Source organism: Paenibacillus sp. FW104-T2, from assembly GCF_058789975.1.
The window spans coordinates 250,800-273,735 of sequence record NZ_JBYTCE010000002.1 but is presented as its reverse complement, the minus strand read 5'-3'; the positions used below and the strand labels follow the sequence as shown (position 1 = coordinate 273,735).

Annotated in this window: 20 protein-coding genes; 7 read left to right on the top strand and 13 right to left on the bottom strand. The window is 47.2% G+C overall.

The genetic code is table 11. The annotated features are described in order from the left end of the window. Positions 1–44 precede the first annotated feature (44 nt). Both AC3WQ3_RS04050 and AC3WQ3_RS04045 read right to left on the bottom strand, forming a co-directional pair. Entirely contained in the window at positions 45–1,736 is a 1,692-nt protein-coding gene (locus AC3WQ3_RS04050) for a DNA repair helicase XPB (RefSeq protein ID WP_336780626.1), read from the bottom strand. A gap of 179 nt (positions 1,737–1,915) precedes the next feature. After that, positions 1,916–3,088, bottom strand: coding sequence for a M20 family metallopeptidase (locus tag AC3WQ3_RS04045; RefSeq protein WP_492471505.1), 1,173 nt, complete (start codon positions 3,086–3,088; stop codon positions 1,916–1,918). Positions 3,089–3,297: 209 nt separating this feature from the next. Between AC3WQ3_RS04045 and AC3WQ3_RS04040 the strand changes: the two genes are divergently transcribed. Beyond that, positions 3,298–3,645: a YugN family protein gene (locus AC3WQ3_RS04040; RefSeq protein ID WP_095359371.1), complete on the top strand. Its 348-nt coding sequence runs from the start codon at positions 3,298–3,300 to the stop codon at positions 3,643–3,645. A gap of 13 nt (positions 3,646–3,658) precedes the next feature. Beyond that, positions 3,659–4,954 (top strand): putative lipid II flippase FtsW, encoded by a 1,296-nt coding sequence (ftsW, locus tag AC3WQ3_RS04035; RefSeq protein ID WP_110759251.1) that lies wholly within the window; start codon positions 3,659–3,661, stop codon positions 4,952–4,954. Between the two features lie 119 nt (positions 4,955–5,073). Here the strand turns inward: ftsW and AC3WQ3_RS04030 are convergent, their stop codons facing one another. Further along, positions 5,074–5,436 (bottom strand): Asp23/Gls24 family envelope stress response protein, encoded by a 363-nt coding sequence (locus AC3WQ3_RS04030; RefSeq protein WP_095290227.1) that lies wholly within the window; start codon positions 5,434–5,436, stop codon positions 5,074–5,076. Positions 5,437–5,616: 180 nt separating this feature from the next. On the opposite strand from AC3WQ3_RS04030, the gene cax reads away from it, so the two are divergent. Next, a complete protein-coding gene (gene cax, locus AC3WQ3_RS04025) occupies positions 5,617–6,687 on the top strand; it encodes a calcium/proton exchanger (protein ID WP_127537849.1) in 1,071 nt (356 codons plus the stop codon). Positions 6,688–6,873: 186 nt separating this feature from the next. On the opposite strand, the gene AC3WQ3_RS04020 is transcribed toward cax, so the two are convergent. The 5 genes from AC3WQ3_RS04020 to AC3WQ3_RS04000 form a co-directional block, all read right to left on the bottom strand. Further along, complete coding sequence (locus AC3WQ3_RS04020; RefSeq protein WP_095290224.1) at positions 6,874–7,167, bottom strand: Fpa/YlaN family protein; 294 nt, start codon at positions 7,165–7,167, stop codon at positions 6,874–6,876. Positions 7,168–7,391: 224 nt separating this feature from the next. Further along, positions 7,392–7,637 (bottom strand): HPr family phosphocarrier protein, encoded by a 246-nt coding sequence (locus tag AC3WQ3_RS04015; RefSeq protein ID WP_095290222.1) that lies wholly within the window; start codon positions 7,635–7,637, stop codon positions 7,392–7,394. A gap of 96 nt (positions 7,638–7,733) precedes the next feature. Then, positions 7,734–8,849, bottom strand: coding sequence for an aminopeptidase (locus AC3WQ3_RS04010; RefSeq protein WP_095359374.1), 1,116 nt, complete (start codon positions 8,847–8,849; stop codon positions 7,734–7,736). 104 nt (positions 8,850–8,953) lie between these two features. Next, on the bottom strand, positions 8,954–9,823 hold the full coding sequence (locus AC3WQ3_RS04005) for a hypothetical protein (protein ID WP_336780624.1): 870 nt from the start codon (positions 9,821–9,823) through the stop codon (positions 8,954–8,956). A gap of 132 nt (positions 9,824–9,955) precedes the next feature. After that, positions 9,956–11,938 carry a sensor domain-containing diguanylate cyclase gene (locus AC3WQ3_RS04000; RefSeq protein WP_336780623.1) on the bottom strand — a complete coding sequence of 661 codons (1,983 nt, stop codon included), beginning with the start codon at positions 11,936–11,938 and terminating at the stop codon, positions 9,956–9,958. Between the two features lie 466 nt (positions 11,939–12,404). On the opposite strand from AC3WQ3_RS04000, the gene rpsD reads away from it, so the two are divergent. Next, complete coding sequence (rpsD, locus tag AC3WQ3_RS03995; protein WP_095290216.1) at positions 12,405–13,004, top strand: 30S ribosomal protein S4; 600 nt, start codon at positions 12,405–12,407, stop codon at positions 13,002–13,004. A gap of 221 nt (positions 13,005–13,225) precedes the next feature. Next, complete coding sequence (locus AC3WQ3_RS03990) at positions 13,226–16,339, top strand: transglycosylase domain-containing protein (RefSeq protein WP_492471503.1); 3,114 nt, start codon at positions 13,226–13,228, stop codon at positions 16,337–16,339. Between the two features lie 158 nt (positions 16,340–16,497). On the opposite strand, the gene acsA is transcribed toward AC3WQ3_RS03990, so the two are convergent. Next, positions 16,498–18,222, bottom strand: coding sequence for an acetate--CoA ligase (acsA, locus tag AC3WQ3_RS03985; protein WP_154895376.1), 1,725 nt, complete (start codon positions 18,220–18,222; stop codon positions 16,498–16,500). A gap of 271 nt (positions 18,223–18,493) precedes the next feature. Here acsA and AC3WQ3_RS03980 point away from each other — a divergent pair, with 271 nt between their 5' ends. Continuing rightward, the gene (locus AC3WQ3_RS03980) at positions 18,494–19,126 is read left to right on the top strand and encodes a GNAT family N-acetyltransferase (protein ID WP_095359379.1); all 633 of its coding nucleotides are present in this window, start codon (positions 18,494–18,496) and stop codon (positions 19,124–19,126) included. Positions 19,127–19,268: 142 nt separating this feature from the next. Here the strand turns inward: AC3WQ3_RS03980 and AC3WQ3_RS03975 are convergent, their stop codons facing one another. The 4 genes from AC3WQ3_RS03975 to AC3WQ3_RS03960 form a co-directional block, all read right to left on the bottom strand. After that, positions 19,269–19,964: a 5'-methylthioadenosine/adenosylhomocysteine nucleosidase gene (locus tag AC3WQ3_RS03975; RefSeq protein ID WP_492471502.1), complete on the bottom strand. Its 696-nt coding sequence runs from the start codon at positions 19,962–19,964 to the stop codon at positions 19,269–19,271. A gap of 139 nt (positions 19,965–20,103) precedes the next feature. Continuing rightward, complete coding sequence (ccpA, locus tag AC3WQ3_RS03970; protein ID WP_492471572.1) at positions 20,104–21,111, bottom strand: catabolite control protein A; 1,008 nt, start codon at positions 21,109–21,111, stop codon at positions 20,104–20,106. A 92-nt stretch (positions 21,112–21,203) separates the two neighbouring features. Beyond that, positions 21,204–21,551: a bacillithiol system redox-active protein YtxJ gene (gene ytxJ / locus AC3WQ3_RS03965; protein ID WP_127537844.1), complete on the bottom strand. Its 348-nt coding sequence runs from the start codon at positions 21,549–21,551 to the stop codon at positions 21,204–21,206. 122 nt (positions 21,552–21,673) lie between these two features. Next, positions 21,674–22,189: a hypothetical protein gene (locus AC3WQ3_RS03960; RefSeq protein ID WP_492471501.1), complete on the bottom strand. Its 516-nt coding sequence runs from the start codon at positions 22,187–22,189 to the stop codon at positions 21,674–21,676. Positions 22,190–22,361: 172 nt separating this feature from the next. Here AC3WQ3_RS03960 and AC3WQ3_RS03955 point away from each other — a divergent pair, with 172 nt between their 5' ends. Beyond that, the gene (locus tag AC3WQ3_RS03955; RefSeq protein ID WP_492471500.1) at positions 22,362–22,886 is read left to right on the top strand and encodes a type 1 glutamine amidotransferase domain-containing protein; all 525 of its coding nucleotides are present in this window, start codon (positions 22,362–22,364) and stop codon (positions 22,884–22,886) included. The last annotated feature ends 50 nt before the right edge of the window (positions 22,887–22,936 follow it).

Here is a 22,936-nt window from a genome sequence, read left to right as displayed (position 1 = left end):
ATGCTTCCGCCTTTCCTTTTCCCACACTAACGATTAATGATGACTTAAGTATGTTCATGTATTATGGAGTATTCATATCCCTGCTCGACCAAAAACATCTGACGGCGCAATGCAAACTCCTGTTCCTTGCTATCCTCTGATACCAGCGCATAGAAATATGCTCTATTGTCACCAGGCTTAGGCCTTAAAATCCTGCCCAGTCGCTGAGCCTCTTCCTGCCTGGAGCCATAACTTCCCGATATCTCAAGTGCAACAGCAGCGTCAGGAAGATCGACAGCAAAATTCGCCACCTTGGAAACGACAATGGTTTTAATTTCGCCCCGCCGAAAGGATTCGAACCACTTTACCCTTTCGTGCTGTGACATCGTACCCGAGATCAGCGGAGCGTCAATTTCCCGGGCAATGGTTTCGAGCTGGTCCAGATACTGACCGATCACAAGTGCAGGCAAACCATCATGTTGACGTAGTAATCGTCTGATCACTTGTAGCTTAGCAGGATTTTCCGCTGCAAGACGAAACTGATGTTTTCCTTCTGCCTCCAGATAGGTCGTTTTCAGATCTGTTGAAAAAGGAACACGTATCTCCTGACACTGCACATTGGCAATCCACCCTTGCCGCTCGAGGTCTTTCCATGGCATATCATAGAGTTTAGGACCAATGAGGGAGAATACATCCTGTTCACATCCATCTTCCCTCACCAAGGTTGCCGTCAATCCCAGCCTTCGCGTAGCTTGAATATCCGCAGTTGCCCGGAAGACAGGAGCAGGTAACAAATGCACCTCATCATAAATGATGAGTCCCCATTCCCGCTCACTCAGCAATTTAATGTGAGTAAAATCGGAATCTTTGGATTTTCGATGTGTAAGAATCTGATACGTTGCCACCGTGACAGGCCGAACCTGTTTTTTCTGACCGGAATACTCCCCGATTTGATCGGAAGTAAGGGTGGTTTTATCCTGTAATTCCTGAATCCACTGCCGCACAGAGGTCGTATTGGAGGTCAGGATGAGGCATTCACATTGAAGACGTTCAAGCACAGCCATGCCAATGACTGTTTTTCCAGCTCCACAAGGCAGCACGAGCAGCCCGCTCCCTCCCATGCCCTCACTTCCCTCAAATGCGTCTACAGCTTCTTTCTGATAAGAACGCAGTTCAAAGGCTTTCTGATCGATATCGGTTTCATGATGTGTATTCTTTTCATTTTTCCAACCAAACGGAAGACGTGTTCCTGGGCGATAGCCTGCATAGTCTAGTACAGGGTAGCCCAGACGCGTCAATTCTTGCTTGAGCAAGCCCCGCTGTTCTCCGCGAACGACAAGCTCATCCCGGGCAACACGCTCCATCCGAAAGGCCGCAATGGTTTTGAGACCACTTAATTCATCCAGCAGTTGTTCACTGTCTCCAACCAGACGCAGGTGCTGGTGATCCTGTTCCCAATGCAGCTTCAATTTCCCGTATTGTTCTACGATTCTCCGAATATCCTGCACAAGTGCTGCGGGTACATTCCAGCGAGAAACGGACTCGAGACTGCTAACGACTTGTTCCGCACTCCAACCGAGTGCTGCAGCATTCCACAGGGATAATGATGTCATGCGATAGGTATGGAATCCCTCCGGCGTCTTTACAAGTTCGGCAAATACGCTTAGTCGTGTCCGTGCCTGCTCGAATCCCGGATGACCCACTTCCAGCAAAACCGTAAAATCCCGTTGAACAATACAGGCATCCGTCTTCTCCATGTGTACTCCTCCGATCCGGTACCGATTACGTTGTGCTCCAAAATAGATGCTCATGACAAAAAGTTCAGTTCCGGCACACCCAGAAATGAACCTTTACAGCCGACACCTACCCGGTAAATTTGCAAAAAAATGAGCACCCTACTTCTATGAGTAGGATGCCCAACTATACCCAAAACATTCTAGTTGCCACCCATATAATCGGTAGCCATGGCAATAAAGAGCTTAACCGCATGCTGCATGGCATCTTCATCAAAATCAAACTTTGGATGATGATGCGGATAAATGGCGTCTTTGTCCGGATTCCCTGCCCCGACAAACATGAAGCAGCCTGGAACCTGCTGCAAATAATAAGCGAAATCTTCTGCTGGCATCAGCATCGGAGACGTGTGCACTTGTTCATCTCCGAACACCTGAACGGCTTTGCGGAAAAAGCGGTCCGTTTCTTGCTTATCATTGACTACAGGCGGATAACCCATGATGTAGTTCACTTCCGTCTGTGCCCCATATGCACCACCTGTTTGGGAAACGATGCGATGTACACGTTCCTTCATTTCGGCTCTCGTTTCTTCATCAAACGTTCGGACTGTTCCACTCATTTTGCAGGACTCGGCAATGACATTCTGGGCAGATCCTGCCTGCATTGTACCAATCGTCAGCACCGCAGGTCGCAGCGGATCCACGGAGCGGCTGACCACCGTCTGCAGCTGCATGACAAGTGCAGAGCCTGCAACCAGACTGTCCACGGTCGACTGCGGCATGCCACCATGTCCGCCCTTTCCTTTGATCTCAATGTAAAAGTCGTCAGCAGCCGCCATCAGCGGTCCTTCCTTGCTGGCTGCCACTCCGACCGGAAGAGGCGTCCACAGATGGATGCCATAGATGACATCCACGCCTTCAAGCGCACCATCCGCAATGACTTTCACAGCCCCTCCAGGAAGCAGTTCTTCCGCAGGCTGGAACAAAAAGCGAATCTCACCTTGGATATCAGCCTTGTGCTTGCTGAAATACAATGCCGTTCCAAGTAAAATGGAAACATGACCGTCATGACCGCAGGCATGCATTGCTCCTGCCTTCTGTGAGGCATACTCTACGTCCTTCTCATCCTGGATAGGCAGTGCATCCATATCAGCCCGAAGCATGACGACTGGACCGGGCTTGTCCCCCCGAATCGTACCAATCACACCCTGACCACCTACATGACGTTTCACTTCAACACCAAAGCTCTCCAGCATATCCGCTACAAAAGAAGATGTCTTTTCCTCATGAAAGGAAACCTCGGGATTGCGATGAAGATGACGCCGCCATTCCACCATATGGATTTGCAGATCGTCCCACCATATATTATTTGTCATTTTCTCCCCATCCTTTCGATCTTGAACGGAACTTTCATCAAGTCCGAACCATCCTCTTCAAACCTATTGCTGTATATTGTAGCAGAATTGGAAGAAAACCGATACGAAACGCCTTGGGAAAGCTTGCACGGGAAGGGGAAACATACTATCATGAACTAGAGAAATGCACGAGAATTATACTCGGAAGCTATGAGGAGGATCAGACGCTTATGATTTTTGAGAATACAGGCTTGGATGGCTTGAAAAGCGACTTGGCATACCTGGATGAGAGCGCCGAGAAAGTCGGATTTGTCCGGTGGCAATGGGAGTATTACCGTGCTACATATGACTACAAAATTGAAGATGACAACACCAACTCAGAATACTTTGTACGTATCAACACCCGTGTAGTAGATGGCAAACTTGAAAAACCGGATACCGTGCTCTCTGTCGAGGCTGTTTATCTTGGCAAAGCAACCTTTCCGCACGGTCTCGATTATGACTCTACCGTTCCGCAGCCAGTCGTGAAGCTGGCAGCCCAAAAATTGCAGCAGCTCAAAGAACTGCTGGAAGCATAGGCTGGGCCAAACCATGAAACAACAATCGGCCCAAACGAAAACGAAGAGAGGCACGCCGGATTTCCAACTGCTAATCCTCACTTTATTGTTAGTGGGCTTTGGACTGCTGATGGTATTCAGCTCCAGTTCCAGCATTGCAATTGCAAACAGTAGCTTTAACAATGATCCCCTATACTTCACGAAAAAACAACTTATGTGGGCGGTTATCGGTTTAGTTGGTATGTTCTTTGCCATGAACATTCGTTTTAATAAATACAAGAAGCTTTATGCACCTTTTTTCCTGTTCACCACGGTATTGCTGGTGCTCGTACTAGTTACAGGCGCCATGTTGAACGGTGCACGAAGCTGGATCCGCATCTTTGGCTTTAGCCTTCAGCCTGCGGAGTTCGCCAAAATTGCCATAATCCTATACCTTTCTGCACTGATCACCAAAAAAGGCGAACGCTTCAGGGACCTCAAGACAGGTTATATTCCGGTCCTAGTCATTGTCGGGTTCATTGCAGGATTGATTATGCTGCAGCCGGACTTCGGTACCTGCTTCATTCTGGTATCCACCTGTGGTCTCGTCATCTATGCAGGCGGAGCAAGCATGAAGCATATTATGGGTTCGATCCTGCTAGTTGTACTGGGAGGGGCACTCGCACTCGGTGCGAATGCCCTCTTCTCCTCCATGTCTCCTTCAGACGCTGTGGACAGTACTACTGCGGCCTCTGCCGAGCAGAATTACAAGATCGGGCGTATTCAGGCATTCCTTGATCCGTTATCGGACACTAGTGGTGGTAGTCTCAACCTTTTTCGCTCCCTTGTGGCCATCGGTGACGGCGGCATGACCGGTTCGGGTATTGGACAAGGTACGATGAAGCTTCATTATCTGCCAAACGCGTATAATGACTTCATTTTCTCTGTTATTGGGGAAGAGCTTGGTTTCCTGGGGAGTACGCTATTCCTTTTGGTTTATCTGTACTTTATCTGGCGAGGCATTATCGTCTCGTTGCGCTGTCCTGATCCGTTCGGAACGCTTGTGGGTATCGGAATCATGGGATTGATCGCCATTCAGGCGTTCATCAATATCGGAGGCGTGACCCAGACCATACCGGTGACGGGGGTTACCCTTCCGTTTATCAGTTATGGAGGTACCTCACTCTTTGTGATGATGGTGGCCATGGGTATTCTGCTCAGTATTTCGCGTACGAACAACCAGGATGTCATTAAGGAAGAGAGAACCAAGTCCGTAACGGTACAAACGCAAACACGTACTTCTCCCGCTCTTCGTTCACGGGATTCCAAATCCATTCGTCGTATTCGTTAACAGGTGTACCAGAATAAAAAAAGACTTCGCATCCTCGGGATGTGAAGTCTTTTTTGGGTTAACTGGAGCTCAGAGAACATCAACGTTCATCTGCTCCAGTTAAATTGAAGGTTAATACCTTACAGGTCGTCGCCTTTGAAGGATACGCCTTCTACCTTCACGTTCACTTCGACAACGCGCAATCCGGTCATGGTCTCTACCGCTTCTCTCACATTCTGCTGAAGCATACGGGATACTTCATGAATCGGTGTCTCATACAGGACGATGATGCGCAGATCAATGGCTGCTTCCAGTTGGCCGACCTCAACGCCTACGCCTTTCTGTACGTTTTTACCGCTGAGACGTTTGGCCCAGCCCTCTGACAATCCTCCAGACATTGCGGCAATCCCGGGTGTCTCCATCGCAGCCATTCCGGCAATTTTCGCCACCACGTCATCGGCAATCCGGATGTTACCGCCTTCTAGTTGAAGTTGTTCTGCCATGCCACATCCTCCTTCACTTCGTTACTCGTATTTTAAATCCTTTCCACCCCAAAAAGCAAATTAAACTCGAAAACATGCGTTTACAACCTCCCACCATTTGGTTATATTGAAATATGAAAATAATCTCATAAGGCTTTCATTGTCATTTAAAACAAAATAATTTTAACCGAGGTGTTTGTTGTGAGAAACCGGATTTCATCCATTTTGCTGATTGTCTTCTTTGCCCTCAGCGCCATCGCCCACTATCTGCATTGGAATCCGATCCTGCAGTTTGTGATTTCAGCCATTTCGGTTATTTTTGTGGCCGGTTTTTTAGGGAAAGCCACCGAAAATGTTGCGCATTATGCGGGACAGCGACTTGGCGGATTCTTGAATGCAACGTTCGGTAACGCTGCCGAATTGATCATCGCCATTTTTCTGGTCAAAGAAGGACTATTTGACATGGTAAAAGCCAGCCTCACCGGTTCCATTATCGGAAACCTGCTGCTGGTGCTGGGGCTTAGCATCTTTGCCGGAGGACTCAAGTTCAAAATTCAAAATTACAACGTCTCCCTTGCGGGACTAAACGGCTCCCTGATGATTGTGGCGATCATTGCCCTGTTCATTCCAGCTGTTTTTCTCAACACCCATTCGATTACTCAAAAGGACACAGATACGCTTAGCCTGATTGTCGCAGGGCTGTTGATTATTGCCTATATCGCTTGGCTCTTATTCTCGATGATAACACACAAGAACTATCTCGCAGATGTCACTGTCGATGAAGACGAAGAATTACCGCATGAACATGCGCCGGCGTGGTCCAAGAAAAAATCGATTCTATACCTGGTTATCGCCACAGTTATGGTAGCCTTTGTCAGTGAATGGCTCGTGGGTACTCTCGAGGTATTTACCGAAGAGTTTGGTCTGAGCGAACTGTTCGTTGGTGCATTTTTGGTTGCGATTATCGGTAATGCGGCCGAACACAGTGCAGCCATTATGCTTGCCATGAAAAACAAGATCGGTGCCGCTGTAGAGATTGCGGTCGGAAGCAGCTTGCAAATCGCACTTTTTGTTGCACCTGTGCTGATTTTTGTGAGTTACTTTACAGGCAGAACCATGGATATCGTCTTCACAACGATTGAGCTTCTTGCCATTGGAGTATCCGTATTTATCGCCAAGTCGATTACCCAGGATGGTTCAACGAACTGGTATGAGGGGTTGCTCCTGCTGGTTGTGTACATCATTCTGGGTGTATCCTTCTTCCTGGTGTAACGTTAGAAGCAACATCAATTCAGACATATATAACGAATAACAAAAGCAGTCCGGAAACCCGTTTCCAGACTGCTTTTGTTTATGGTCGCTTACGCTGCGCACTCAATATTTTCACCACGTTAAAACATACAAAAAAAGCATGCAAAACTCCTGCATGCCTTCTATTCTGACCCACACGATTGCAGGCTATTGCTCATTCTTTTTGTTCAAAGCTTCATATAGAATTGCCAGATTCCGCTCAAGCGCGCTTACCAGCTGCTTACCAGCACCTTCAGGAAGAAGCCCTGCACGAACAGCAAAATCGACTTCCTTGGAGAACCCATACATCTGTGTATCCAATACTTCCTCATAGAGAGGGCAGTAGCGGGTAGCCAGATTCTCCATCTGTACTTCAATAAGCTTCTGTATTTTATCTGCATCTTCTTGAAGAAGACTGATCGCTTTCATGTTCAGCTGGTCCTGCAGATCAGATGAAGTCATGCATTTTTCCCCCCTATGTCCCAAAAATCGCGTAAAGACGTTCTACCTCTAATATTAGACGAAATCAGGAGCTAATACAAGAACCTGACCAAAATAACCACTCAAAACGAAGGCTTGGACATCACGTATTTTAACTCCTCGGCAACGGACCCAAAGAACCTGTTCATTTGGTGTATACGAAAAAGCACCCCCGCCAAGACAGGCGGAGATGCTTCCTGGAATGATTACTCGGATGCGATGCTTACATTCAGGCCATGTTTGGCAAATACTTCTGACATGGCTGCTTTTGCTTCGTCTGCATCTGGTCCATGAACATGAAGTTCATAGCTGTGTGTGCTGATCAGCGTGGTAAACAAACCGAGAATACTTTTCACATCAATATACTTGTTCTCCGAATGAAGCACGATTGAAGAAGTAAACTTGCCTGCTGTTTGAGCAATTTCCACTACAGCCGCGTTATTACTCGACATAGGAATCCCTCCGTCTTTTCACATTTGGTATCATCTATTAATTACCACTACATGATACCGTGAATCCGCTTTCCTAGCAACAGCAAAATCCCGCAGTTACTTCAATTGGTCTGGATTCAGGCATTCCAGCTCTGGAATTACAAAGATGCCGTCTTTACGAATCAGCACATCGTCAAAATAAATTTCGCCGCCGCCGTAGTCTGGGCGCTGGATAAGCACAAGATCCCAGTGAATGGAGGAACGATTTCCGTTGTCCGTTTCTTCATATGCCTGCCCAGGAGTAAAGTGCAGACTGCCTGCAATTTTCTCGTCAAACAGAATATCCTTCATTGGATGCAGAATATGCGGGTTGAAGCCAATTGCGAACTCACCAATATGACGTGCACCGTCATCGGAATTCAGAATCTCATTCAAACGTTCAGTATCGTTACTTGTCGCTTCAACGATCTTGCCATCCTTGAAGGTGAACTTGATGTTTTCAAATGTTACCCCGTTGTACAGGGTTGCTGCATTATAACTGATTGTTCCGTTTACAGAATCACGCACAGGCGCACTGTAAACTTCGCCATCAGGAATATTTTTTTGACCAGAGCATTTCACTGCACCGATATCTTTAATGGAGAAGCTTAGATCTGTTCCTGGTCCTGTAATACGAACTTTGTCCGTACGGTTCATCAGGTTAGCCAGGGAATCCTGTGCTTTGTCCATTTTGGCATAATCCAGGTTGCACACATCGAAATAGAAATCTTCGAATGCTTCCGTGCTGGTATTCGCAAGCTGCGCCATGCTGGCATTCGGGTAACGAAGCACAACCCATTTCGTATGTTTAACTCGCTGCTCGCTATGTACCGGATGGGAATACAGGGAGTTATACATTTTCATTTTTTCTTCCGGCACGTCGGACAGGTCGTTCACATTTTCGCCTGCGCGGATACCAATGTAACAATCCATTTGTTTCATGCGGTTCAGGTCAATCTCTGCCCAGGTTTTCATCATCTCTTCTGTAGCATTTTTCAACATCGCACGTTGTACCGTCTTGTCGGTCAGCTGCACAAAAACATTGCCGCCTTTTTTGCCTACTTCTTCAATAATAGCGTTGATCAGATCACGTTCCGATCCAATCATCTCAACCAGCACGTTCTCGCCAGGCTGTACATCTACAGAGTAGCCAACCAGGTTAGCTGCAAGTTTCTGAATTCGTGGGTCCTTCATCTCGTAAATCCTCCTGTCATCTGCCATTCAAAAATTGAACAACGGTAAATTACGATACTATTGTAGCACGCTACTGCAATCCCGTCAGCAGGCAGACCCCACGTCTAATCATATGTTTTAAAATTAACATCCATGACCAGAGCTTCTTTGGTGCTTTTGTTGCTTGCATCTTGGTACGTCACCTGGCTTTCCGAAGAGAGCCGCAGCGGCAAACTGGTCTTCCGATCCACAGTCAGATGATATACCGTTTGTACTTTAGCCTGTTTCATCATTTGCTCCATACTGGCTTCACCCTGCAGCCAAACCTGGCTCAATTCCTTCTCAAGCTTCGCCTTGCTCGCCCCTTTGATATTACTCGCCTTGTGCATATATTCTGCCTTAATCGCGTTCATCTCGTCGTTCAACTGGGTTGTGGCCCAGGCTTTGGCATCTTCAGGTGCCAGTTCAATCCGCAGGATCCTTGTTCTTCGACCAGAACCGTATTCGGATTTTATCGTTTTGTTCATCCGGTCAATATTCTCCAGTTGGGCGATGGGGTTGAAACGGGACAGCGATCCACGGAGTGGTTCTTGCTCTGCGGTCAATGCCTCCCATTGTCCCTTTTTTCGTTGAAAAGAGGCGCTGAATCCGCTTGGTTGGGTAATCAGATTTGCAGAAGCGGCATGCATACCGTTTACCTTACTCGACCCTGCTGCAGTGACTGCTCCTGGGAGTCGTGTCTGCAGCGTTAGCTGATCATGATTTTCCAGCTTTCCTTCAAATTTGAACTGATTTTCAAAAAGTCCGCTGCTCTCTCGTCTTAACCCTGCTTCCCCTACAAAATCCAGCTTCTCCTTACCTGCAATTCCGGATAAGGCCATGGAAAACACCTCTTCTGGAGTGCGTTCACGATGTATCAGCCCACAGCCCGGTGCAGAAAGGATAACAACACTCAAAAGCAGCATTAATGTACGCATACCCTGCCTTGTAATCATCTAAAATCCATCCTTCCGTCCAAGGTTCTCCATAGCCTGCCCCTCCTGTATACCCTTATACTTCACATCAACGCAAACTTTGCTGCAAAAGAAAAAAGAGAGAACGACTCCAATCCATGGAATTGTTCTCTCTTAGCGTGTAACTTCCTGTTCTTCCAGCACGATCCGGTTGCGTCCGTTATGTTTCGCCTCGTAGAGCGCCATGTCTGCCCGGTAGAATAATGATTCTACACTGACCTTGTCATCCATCCAGTTCCACTCGGCTATACCACTGGATACGGTCACGGGTGGCCTAGTCTCTTCCGCCACTCGGGAGCGTATGACCTCTGCATACTCGAGTGCCTGGCGGATCCCCAGCTGCGGCACGTAAATGGCAAGCTCTTCGCCACCCCACCGGGCACAGATATCATCGGAACGAACGGAGGATTTAACAATATCACTAACCTGCTTCAACACCTGGTCCCCGGTTTGATGGCCAAATGTGTCGTTCACCTGTTTGAACTGATCAATATCAACCACAATTAATGAACCACAGAATTCATGGGCCTGCTTTTCGTGAATGACACTATCGAGATAATGTCTGACGTACAGTCCAGTTAACATATCAAGGTTGGCCAAACGGCGAACCTCCGCATGCAGCGTTGCATTGGAGAGAGCCAGTCCTACGTGAATGGACAGCATTTGCAGCAGACGATAATTATCGTATGAAAAATACTGCTGTTTGGGATGACCCAGCAAAATGGTTCCCTTCACTTGACCGTTGACTCGAATCGGTGAAGCCATCAGTGACATGGAGCTGGTAATCTCCATAAACACGGAAGACACTTTGGTGTACTGTGCATAATTGGACAAAATGAGCGGTTCTTCTGTCTGATACAGCAGACCAGCGATACCGTAATCCAGCGAAAAGGATTTATGACGCATTTCCCCAATATTGGATGACATCACTTCGAAACGATTCGTGGTGTCATTCAATTGAAGAATACAACAGGATTCAGCTTGAAAAATATCCTTTAACTCCAACTCGGCCATTTTATAAATCTCTTTCAACTGCAGACTTCTATTTAGACGTTGTGTCAAATCATTGATTAGACGAAGTTCCTGAATCAACATGTTCGATTGCTCATGCAATTTGGCATTCTCAAAAGCAGTTCCTGCCATATCAGCCATCATGGTGATAAGCTGCAAGTCCGGCTCTTCCATGAGCTCGTCATTCATCTCGATATGAAACACACCATAGATACCCTGCTTCCCTTTCAGCGGAAGTCCGACCTCCACAATACGATTCTCCCCCTGATCGGAGCGAATGACTATCGTTTGTCCATCTTTAAATGAACGGAGACAAATATCTTCCCCATGTTCATGGACAAGCAAAGGTCTGATTCTCGGATTGGAACTGTTGCGATCTTGGGACATGTACAGATTCATGTGTGTGGTCGGATACAAATAATCAATACTGTCAAATACCTCGTCCAATATGGCATCCACGTCCATTTTGTCATGCATCCGCTGCACGATCTGAAAAAGAATGGACCTCCGGTGCTCTTCACGCGCCGTTTGCTCATGAGCTTTTAGCAGATCTGCCATAAATATGTATTCAAATCTTCGGTAAAAGCAAGTACGATAATGCGCTGCCTCAGATCGAACAATCTCTTCTGATGTTTCATAACGATGAGGCTCGTAAATGAAAGCTGTAAACACGGCGAACATATCCTTGTTGATTCTGGAAAACAGAGGCTCGGCAATGTATAGGAAATCCCCGTATTCATCTGAACCCCGCAATGATTCCGCCCGTCCGGTTTCAAGGCACATCATTACCGTCTGAACTGATTCAGGCCTGTCCATAGACTCATCGGCGGTCGTTGCTACACAAGTACCTTCTGTATTCCACACGCTGTAAATCGCAGATGATGCGCTCCAGTTCGAATCATGCTGAGTCAGCCAATCCGTATAGGCTTGCTGCAGCAAGTTTTTCAAATATGAGAAATCAAAAGGTGTGATATCCATTTGCTGCATCCAGAACGCATGCTCATTACGCTGAGCTGCAGAAGATGCGGAATCGCCCGAACTTGGCGAATGCATGCTGGCTGGTAAACTTCCTAGATGTTCTAACATGTCAGGCGCTCCTTTGCACCGTTTTTGCAACCTCTAAAGGGATGCATTAATCTGCAGACGTTATCGCAAACCTGCAAAAACCTTACGATAACCTTAATGTACATGATCATTTAAAGTTAAGATACATTCTATTTTACTCTCTTTATTGCTTTTTTGCATCCATATTTCAGAAAATCGTCCCATTTTTTTGGGCCTAATGACCTATCGACAAATTTAGACGTTTTTTTGCCTTTCTCCTACTCTTGACTTTGTCTCTTTTAAACTGTAATATAAATTGTTGATGAAGACTACTAATGGGTCTTTAAATTTGGGCATTACCGGTTGTGTCACCCTCATTCTTTTTGTTGCTTTCAGGACAGCGGCTGAACTTTCCTGATTGACGTATGTGTGGCCTTGCCCGCATCAACAAATTGGAGCGCAAACAGAGCCCTATATGAACTTTAACTAAAAAGGAGCTACTATAAACATGGCACGTTACACTGGTCCTAAATTTAAATTGAGCCGTCGCCTCGGCATTTCCCTGAGCGGAACAGGCAAAGAATTGAAACGTCCTTTCCCTCCAGGTCAGCACGGAGCTAACCAACGCAGAAAAATGAGCAACTACGGTATGCAGTTGCAAGAAAAACAAAAACTTCGCCACATGTACGGTTTGGGCGAAAAACAATTCCGCACTCTGTTTGCTAGAGCGCAAAAAATGCAAGGTATCGCGGGTGAAAACTTCATGTTCTTGCTTGAGTGCCGCCTTGACAACCTCGTTTACCGTCTTGGATTTGCTAACTCCCGTGCAGGAGCACGTCAGTTGGTATCCCACGGTCACGTAACAGTAAACGGTAAAAAAGTCGATATCGCTTCTTACCAAGTAAGCACTGGCGATGTAATCGGCCTGCGTGAAAGAAGCCGCGGTCTTTCTTCCGTTAAGGAAGCTTTGGAAAACCGTTCGCATCTTCCAGCATACCTTGAATTCAACGACGCTGCTGTAGAAGGTAAATACATCCGTCTGCCTGAGCGTTCCGAGTTGTCCCAAGATATCGACGAAAAACAAATCGTCGAGTTCTACAACCGTTAATCGTTGGAATTTCAGTAAAGCATCACACAAAAAGCGATTCGAGATTTTCTCGGATCGCTTTTTTGTTGTCTGCAAATTTTTGCATACAGGATTTAGTAGGCATGAAAAATTTCATATTCCATAAAATAATGGCAATTTTCGACCATTGCTTGTATTTCTCAGGCATGCAAACCCGCCTTTTTATGCTATAATAAGTGCTGTTAAAAGGAGGAAGACACTGAATGGTTGATGTTAATAAGAAAAAGCCCGATGAACAGCCTGCCCGCAAGCGCAGCTTCGCCCGCAGACTGGGTAGTGTCGTCAAATGGGTGGTTGTCCTGGGTTTTATGGGGGCACTATTTGTAGGCGGTGCTCTGATGGGATACGTCAGTTCCATTGTAAAAGACGAGCCCGTCCGCTCCAGGGCCCTGATTGAACAAAAAGTCAGCGAAAACTCCATCACAGGCTTTGCTTACTTTGCCGACGGTAGCCCGATCGGTCAATTACGTACGGAAGAAGACAGGCGTCCGGTCACCTTTGACCAGATACCACAGAAAGTTATTGATGCTGTCATATCGATTGAAGACAATCATTTTTACGAACATAAAGGTGTAGATATGAGCGGAACGCTCCGAGCCGTGAAGCAGAAGGTGCTGAAAGAGTCTGTGCAAACGGGCGGAAGTACGCTGACTCAGCAATTGGCACGGCGTGTGTTCTTGAATCTGGATCGTACCGAAGACCGCAAAGTCAAGGAGATACTGCTGTCCTTGCGACTTGAACGATTCCTGACCAAGAACGAGATCATGACCGCGTATCTGAATAAAGTTCCTTTTGGTAACGGCTCCAGTGGATATAATGTGTATGGGATCAAGGCAGCCGCCAAAGGACTGTTCAACATTAATGATCTGGAGAAAATAAACACGGCTCAGGCAGCCTATCTTGCCGGATTGCCTCAGCTCCCCTCCTCTTACTCAGCCTTTAACGGAAAAGGCGATTTTGTAGAGGATAATTTTGAGCGTGCAATCAACCGCCAGCATCTGGTATTACGCCGTATGCTTGAACTTGGCAAAATCAATCAAACCGAGTATGACGAAGCTCTTGCTTTTGATATTAAGAGTTCACTGGCACCGAAGACCGTCAAGGCTTACAACACTTATCCATATCTTATGATGGAAACCGAACGCCAGGCTGCACAAATTTTGATGAAACAAATGAATTCTGACACAGCAGCTGAAGGAACTTCCGAGGGTTCAGATTCTACCGAGGATGGGTCCCAAAAGGAAAGCAGTGCTCTGCTCGAAGAAGCTCAGCAGCAATTGCGTACAGGTGGCTATCGCATATACACAACGATTAACAAAAGTGTGTACAAAACCATGCGTACCATTGCCGAGAATGACAGCAATTTTGCTGCGGACGATCCCAAAAAGGGAAAAGAACAGACTGCAGCTATCATGATTGATCACAAAACCGGGGCTATTCTAGGCATGATCGAAGGCCGCAGTTTCCAGGATGAACAGATGAACTATGCGACCCAGATGATCCGTCAGCCTGGTTCAACGATGAAACCTATTGCCGCCTATCTGCCTGCTCTGGAAGAAGGACTGGTACAACCAGCGTCCATCATTGATGATTCACCGATTATTCTTAAGGATGGCCCTAACGGGTTCCATATTCCGAAGAATGCGAACAATCGTTATCAGGGACTTGTAACCGCTCGTAGAGCGCTGAACTATTCCCTGAACGTTCCTGCACTCAAACTCTTCAATGAAGACGTCGGGATCGAAAAAGCCTGGGCATTCTCCAAGAAGCTTGGCATAACGACTATTCAGCAGCAAGATTATCAGGCTCAGACGGGTGTTCTCGGGGGACTCCAGTACGGTGTAACCGTTGAAGAACTCACGAATGCTTACGGAGCTATTGCGAACAATGGGGTATATAACGACTCATACATGATTAGCAAAATTGTAGACTCCAAAGGAAATATCGTTTATAAACATGAATCCGAACCTGTCCAGGCATTCTCCGAACAGACGGCGTACCTGATGACAGACATGCTAAGAACCGTAATTACCGAAGGTACTGCGGATAAGGTTCGTGAAACGTATAAGTATACGAAAAGTGCACCTATCGTAGGAAAAACGGGTTCAACGCAAAACTATGCGGATGTCTGGTTTGAAGGCTATACGCCTGATGTTACGCTTGGTGTGTGGGTTGGATACAAACAGCCTGTTAACACCCTTGAAACCAAATCTCAGCGTAAACGTGCCCAGCAGCTCTGGTCTCAGATTATGAATGAAGTCGTTGCAACCGACAAGGAACTGTTCGTGACGGATTCATTCAAGAAACCATCGGGCATTGAAACACGTACGGTATCTGCTTATAGCGGCAAACTGCCAACATCACTGACTGACAAATTTGTAACCGATATTTTCAACAGCAAATTTATTCCCAAAGATAGTGATGATGGTGTCGCCAAAGCAAAATACATTACCTACAATGGTGTAAACTACATCCCTCGTGATGAAACACCTGGCGACATGCTGAAGGAGAAGACGGTTATTAAACGGAAGAAACCGATCTCCGATCTGATCAAGGAATTGCAAAATGCATTTTCACGGATGAGCCGTCACGAATCCCTTGCCTATTACCTGCCAGAAGATGCGGATGCAGACATGCCAACACAAGTCGACCCGAGATCGGACAATGGCAAGGCACCAGATGCACCAGGGAATGTGAGGATATCCGTTGCTAATGGCAAAGCTGTAATTACATTTAACGCAACGCCTGAAAATGACGTTGTCGGATATCGGTTGTATCGCTCCGTAAATGGTGCCGGCTTCCAGAATCAGGGCCAAGTTGTCCTGACAGGTGAATCGAGATCATTTACAGCATACGCACAGGGCGGGAATTTCACTTTCTATGTCACTGCTGTCGATGTAGCCGGCAAAGAGTCTGCTCCTAGTGCTGTGGTTAGCAGTGCAGGAGTCTCAGATCCACTCCCAGATGAGGAAGTAAAAGAACCGATCAATGTTCCTGGAACCATCGTTGAGCCGGAAGAAAATGAAAACAATAACGCTACAACCACCGTTCCAGGTACCCCTGGACAGGTTAGCGTAGCAGCTCTCACCCAAGGATTGCGCGTTCAATGGGCCTCCAATCCGGAGAGCGATGGTGTACAGAGCTATGCCGTCTATTACAGTGAAACGGGCTCTGCCCCTTACACCAAGATTGGAACAACTTCGGGTACCTCAATGGATTACGGTGTACCAGCCTCTACAAGCGGATGGTTCAAAGTATCTGCCATCAACAGTGTAGGAGAATCCGAGCCCTCTGTTGCTGTCCCATATCAACCGTAAGATTGCCGTAACGCACGTTTTTTTAAGCCCCCACCCTCTCATTAGAGGATGGGGGCTTTTCTTCATATAATAAAAAGCCTGATCTGCATCTTACGCAAATCAGGCTAGTTCTTAAAAATACAGGCACCGCGTATTCAGTAATTAATCTTCATCGGTTATTAATCTTCAATGGTGGACAGATCACCTGTCGGCAAATCGAGCTCCCAAGCCTTCAGCACACGTCGCATGATTTTACCGGAACGAGTCTTGGGAAGTTTATCCTTAAACTCGATCTCTCGCGGAGCTGCATGAGCAGACAAGCCTTCTTTTACAAATCGATAGATTTCTTCCTTCAACTCAGGAGTCGCTTCATAGCCCTCACGCAGCGCTACAAACGCCTTGATAATCTCCCCGCGCGTCACATCCGGCTTACCGATAACACCGGCCTCTGCTACGGCAGGATGCTCTACGAGCTTGCTCTCCACTTCAAATGGACCAATACGTTCTCCGGAAGAATTGATTACATCATCGATCCGGCCCTGGAACCAGAAATACCCTTCTTCGTCCATATACGCCGAATCCCCGGATACATACCAGCCAGACAGCCTGAAATACTCATCGTATTTTGCCGGATTGTTCCAAATCTTCGCCATCATGGATGGCCAAGGTGTACGTATAGCGAGGTTCCCCATGCTGTATGGAGGGAGTTCCTGTCCCCGGTCATCGATAATGGCTGCTTCAATTCCAGGCAGCGGCCGCCCCATTGAACCAGGCTTAATCGGCATCTCCGGATAGTTACAAATCAGCTGTGCTCCGGTCTCTGTCATCCACCAGGTATCATGAATCCGCTGACCATAGGCTTTCCATCCCCAACGCACCACTTCCGGATTGAGCGGTTCTCCAACCGACATTACATGCCGCAAGCTGCTGAGATCATGTTGTGCAATAGTCTCGTCCCCTGCACCCATCAGCATACGGAACGCGGTCGGAGCACTGTACCAGACGCTGACTTTATTTTTCTCAATGGTGCTGTACCAATCTTGCGGGCTGAACCGGCCACCACGAATGACATTGGTCACTCCATTCAGCCATGGTGCAAAAATTCCGTAAGAGGTACCTGTTACCCATCCAGGATCAGCCGTACACCAGTACACGTCATTTTCCCGTAAATCAAGAACTACCTTGCCTGTATAGTAATGCTGAATCATGGCATTTTGGACGTGATAGACCCCCTTAGGCTTGCCCGTAGAGCCCGATGTATAGTGAATAAGCAACCCATCCTCACGATTCAGCCACTCCACTTCCATATCATCCGAGGCTGCAGACATCTCTGCGTCAAAGTCGATTAGACCCTCTTCAGTCTGGGCACCTCCACCCACAACAAAGATATGCTTCAGTTCCGGCAGTTCCGCACGTTTAATGCGTCCCAGCAGTTCTGGCGTCGTGACGAGAGCTACGGCCCCGCTGTCTTCCAGCCGGTCTTTGACTGCCGTCTCCATAAACGCCTCAAACAGGGGTCCGGCTATAGCTCCTGCTTTTAACACACCAAGCAGGCTGAAATACAACTCAGGACTTCTTGGCATAAAAATAAACACCCGGTCTCCCCGGACAATGCCATATTTGCGCAGGACATTCCCAAAACGGTTTGATTGCTCGCTCAAATCCGCAAAAGTATACGCTTCTTCACGCGAGGCATCACTGTATAACAGTGCCGTTCTCCCGCCTCTTCCTTCCAGTACATGACGATCAATCGCTTCATGCGCCATGTTGACTTTTCCGCTGGCGTGCCACGTAAAGTGCCTCTCCACCGATTCCCAATCAAACCGGCTTCGGGCCTCTGTGTAATCGCCCAGGTTAGATTCAGACACAACCGTTTGCAGCATCTCACCATGTGCTTGACTCATGCTTGCCAGCCTCCTTCAACTCGACATTTCGATTTCCCATAATGGGTTACTTCTCATTGCCTTTGTGTTGACTGAACTTCCAGTTAGCGCTTACATTAATAGAGAGAAATTCTCATCATGTACCTGTCTGGCCAAACCAATGAACTCAAATCTGCTTGAATTGTGAACGTTTTTTGTCTACGCAATTATAGCAAATCTACACAATCATCGTCTATGGGTTTTCAATTTTTTGATTTTTTGCTATAAGTAGGGGGAGAGAGGAGCATGAACCATGGAGCATATCAAGGCGTATCATATGCGTTCCATCTTCAAGTCCGGCCACCGAGTCACGGTAGAAGGCCCTGTGCCTCCCGAGGCAATCACCAAACTTGCGTTCCATCCCGATCTGGATGCCTTTCGTCGTCCTTCTGAGCAGCAGGAAGCGCTGGCCGAAATCGCGGCATTGCCTGAAGGAAGAATCATCATTGCACGTGAAAATGAGACGATTATCGGATATGTTACATTTCACTATGCGGATGATTGTGAACGCTGGTCTGAAGGGAACATGATGGATCTCATTGAGCTCGGAGCTATCGAAGTGGCTGACGAATACCGTTCACTCGGGGTCGGACGCGAGATGCTGCTCACCGCATTTGAAAATGGACAGATGGAAAGATATATTGTGTTCACCACGGAATATTACTGGCATTGGGATCTGAAGGGCAGCGGCCTTTCCGTCTGGGATTATCGCAAAATGATGGAGCGACTGATGCAGACTGTGGACATGACGTGGTACGCCACGGACGATCCCGAGATTTGCTCTCATCCGGCCAACTGTCTCATGGTGCGCATCGGCAGTGAAGTACCCATGTCCTCCGAGGAACAATTCGACCGTGTACGGTTTCGTCATCGCTTCATGTATTAATACCTTTATTGAGATATACGTGTATCTGAAAAAAACCGCCTCTCTCGGCAGCTCCAGATGGCAAACTGGGACTGCCCACGAAAGGCGGTTTTCGTTTATAGACTCATAATTCTATATGGCAGCTTCTGAAAGAGACTCCACATTACATATTTTCAAGCATGTGCTCGACAATCCGATGAGAACGCTGAGAGGATTGCACGGTAAATTCAGCAAAGTTCACATGAGCCGACCCATCCGCTTTATCGGACATGCCGCGCAGCACAACAAAAGGAACCCGATTCATGAAGCTAACCTGAGCGACGGCAGCTCCCTCCATCTCCGCACATGCTCCATTCATTTCGGTATACAGCATGTTCACGGTCTCCTTGCTCGCAATAAACTGATCTCCGGACAATACCTTACCAATCAGATACTTGGCTCCCTGTGCCTTGCACGCTTCCTCTGCTAATGCAATCAGAGCAGGTTCCGCGGGGAATGCGGAGGTTTCCTGATACGGGATCACTCCCCGTTCGAAGCCGAGCGGAGTAACGTCCATGTCGTGCTGAACGCATACGGAAGAGATTACGATATCTCCAATGTTCAGTTCCGGGTTGACTGCGCCCGCAACACCCGTAAATATAATCCGGTCCACTTGGAAACGATCGATCAAAATTTGCGTGGTCACCGCCGCGTTCACTTTGCCGACACCCGATTTACACACCACGATCTGCTTGCCCAGCCATTCACCCGCCACATATGTAATGCCGGTTTGCTTCACCGTCTCCAGCTGCTTCATGCCAGCCAGCAGAAGTTCTACTTCTTCATCCATAGCTCCAATGATCCCAATCGTTTCCTTCAATCTTGCTACCCCCTATTCACTTCCGGACCTGTCCGGTTCGCCTGATTCATCCTCATGAAGCACAAAAGCTCCGTCTCCGGAGCTTCCGTATATCCATTATGTAGAGAGAATTCCTTCTCCCTTTCCGAATTGCTTTGGCTTAGCCAGCGTGGCTTACTGACAGACGAAGAATCGTTTCATGCGGCAAAATAACCCGTGGGTTCTCCACATTTTCCTTCTTCATCAACTTGGTGAGCAAACGCATCGCTACTGCGCCAAGGTCATACATCGGCTGTGCCACCGTTGTCAATTGAGGACGAACCATGGAAGCCATACGAATGTTATCCACACTAATGATGGAGAAGTCGTCTGGTACCTTCAAGCCTTCATCCTGAATGGAGTGAATGGCACCAATGGCCATTTCGTCCGTTGCAGCAAAGATGGCGGTTGGTCTCTTCTTCAGTCCGAGGAAATATTTCATTGCTTCCACACCGGACTCGTAACGATAGTTACCGATCCGTACCAGATCCTCCTGATATTCCATTCCCGCCGCTTCAAGTGCTTTTTTGTACCCTTGGAAACGGGCAAACCCGTTCGCAGGATCCTGCAGTGTACCACTGATCATCGCAATTTCCTTATGCCCATGACGAATCAATGTGTTCACCGCATCAAAAGCTGCAGCTTCGTGGTCGATATCCACGGAAGGATATGTTCCCTTCTCGTCACTCGTTGCACAGAGCACGATTGGTACAGCCGCAGACTGAAACGCCTGAATATGTTCATCCGTTACTGTTCCACCCATGAAGAGCAGGCCATCTACCTGTTTCTCCAGCAGCGTGTTGATGACACGGATTTCTTTTTCCTTTTTCTTGTCCGCATTACACAAAATAATGTTGTAGTGATACATATTCGCAATATCCTCGATCCCGCGGGCAATCTCTGCGAAAGTCGAGTTTGAAATGTCCGGAATAACGACCCCGACCGTGGTTGTCTTCTTGCTCGCCAAACCTCTGGCTACCGCATTCGGACGATATCCCAACCGCTCGATGGCTTCATATACTTTTTTGCGCGTTTGTGGCTTAACATTCGGGTTGTTATTTACCACCCGCGATACCGTTGCCATGGACACACCAGCTTCACGTGCCACATCATAAATGGTTACCGTCACAGTACTTCTCTCCATTACCAGTAAATTTTCATACCATTTTCATTAAGATTTATATTACGACAAATTTTTGCATTAATCAATTAAAATAGGCTTTAGGACTCACTTAGAGCATTCGTGAGTGTGGACGAAGTAATATCCGAATGGGAAGTATGCCATACAGGGATTCCTTTTTTGACCAGAATCGCCTGCGGAGATTCATGCTTAACTCCCAGCTTGTCGGCTGCTTCATTAGACACAGGCCGATCTTCCACGACGTAAATGATGCCATAGTTTACATTTTCATTAGGATTATTTTGCAAATAATTGTTCATCTCCTGATAAGCATTCGCGCTGATCGGGCAGCGTGTGCTGTGCTTAAACAGAAGTAAGGGTTGGTCTTCAGTAGCCTCCACTGCGGAGTTTAGCTGTTCAATACTTGTCATTTTAGTCATGTCAGCCATTTGATATACATCCCCCTTTTTCAGGAATACCGCTATGTTTAGCGTTTTCACTCTAGGATATCTTAACAAAAAGCGCATGAAAAAGCCAATTTTCATGAAAACAAGCATTTAGCACGTCAAAATTAGACAGCATTCGAGAAATGCGCCTGCCATACAAAACCGGACAATTGGCTCAGCCTCCGCTCCGTGGTTTCCATCCATTCTTCGTCGCCCGACTTCTGAGCATATCCCATAATATCAAGCAGCAGATTAATTCGTTCGTTTACGGCTTGCTGCATGTGATGTTCCATCTCGCGATCACTTGCATCTGGCCAGGCCAGCAGTTGTTCATGAAAGAGATCTGCAAGTTCATTTTGCTTGCCAAAGGATAGATCCTGTTTCACGGGTTGTTCCCCCAGCTTGCTGATACATTCTTTCAAATCCGGCTTGACCGGCTGTAATACTTCGTATGAAACACAATCCGTGCATGCGAAAACTGGCACATTCCGAATCTCCACTTTTTTCGCATAAACTACAGTTCTCAATTCCAATTCCATTACATGTCCGCATTTGCACGTTTTGCGCACATTCATCACCTCATTCGTTCTATACTCGTATACGTTACCATTCGACCTTTTTCCGCGTAAATCCTGCTGCAAACCACAGGTTGTACAAATTACCACTCCCCCCAAATGCAGGTTGTCGAAAATAAGCTTTCATATATATGTAACCGCTATCCGAACAGGGAAAATGCACAATCATGAAGTGTCATACAGAATCTGTTACAATATAAGTTGCGACATCCTAACCACGGCAAAAGGAGAGATGGTTATGAGATTAACAGGAAAAAAAGTCATCGCACTGGTCGATGAAGAATTTGAGGATCTGGAGTTGTGGTACCCGGTACATCGTGTGCGTGAAGAAGGTGCAGAGGTACATCTGGCTGGAGAGAAAAAAGGTAAAGTCTACATCGGAAAATACGGTGTTCCCGCTGAAGCGGAATACAGCTTCGATGAACTGGACAGTTCACAATATGATGGCATTCTCGTGCCAGGCGGCTGGGCACCTGACAAGCTCCGCCGTTATCCGAAAGTCCTTGAACTGGTGAAGGACATGCATGCAGATCGCAAGCCGATTGGGCAGATCTGTCACGCTGGCTGGGTGCTGATCTCCGCCAAAATTCTGGATGGGGTCACCGTAACTTCCACACCTGGCATTCGGGACGATATGGAAAATGCCGGAGCAATCTGGAAGGATGAGGCCGTTGTTGTCGATGGACATATCATTTCGGCTCGTCGTCCGCCTGATCTTCCTCCCTATGGCAAAGCATTCTGTGATGCACTTGCTGAAAAGTAAATCAGGAATACAAAAAAAGCCCTTCGCTCATGGCGAGGGCTCTTTTTTGT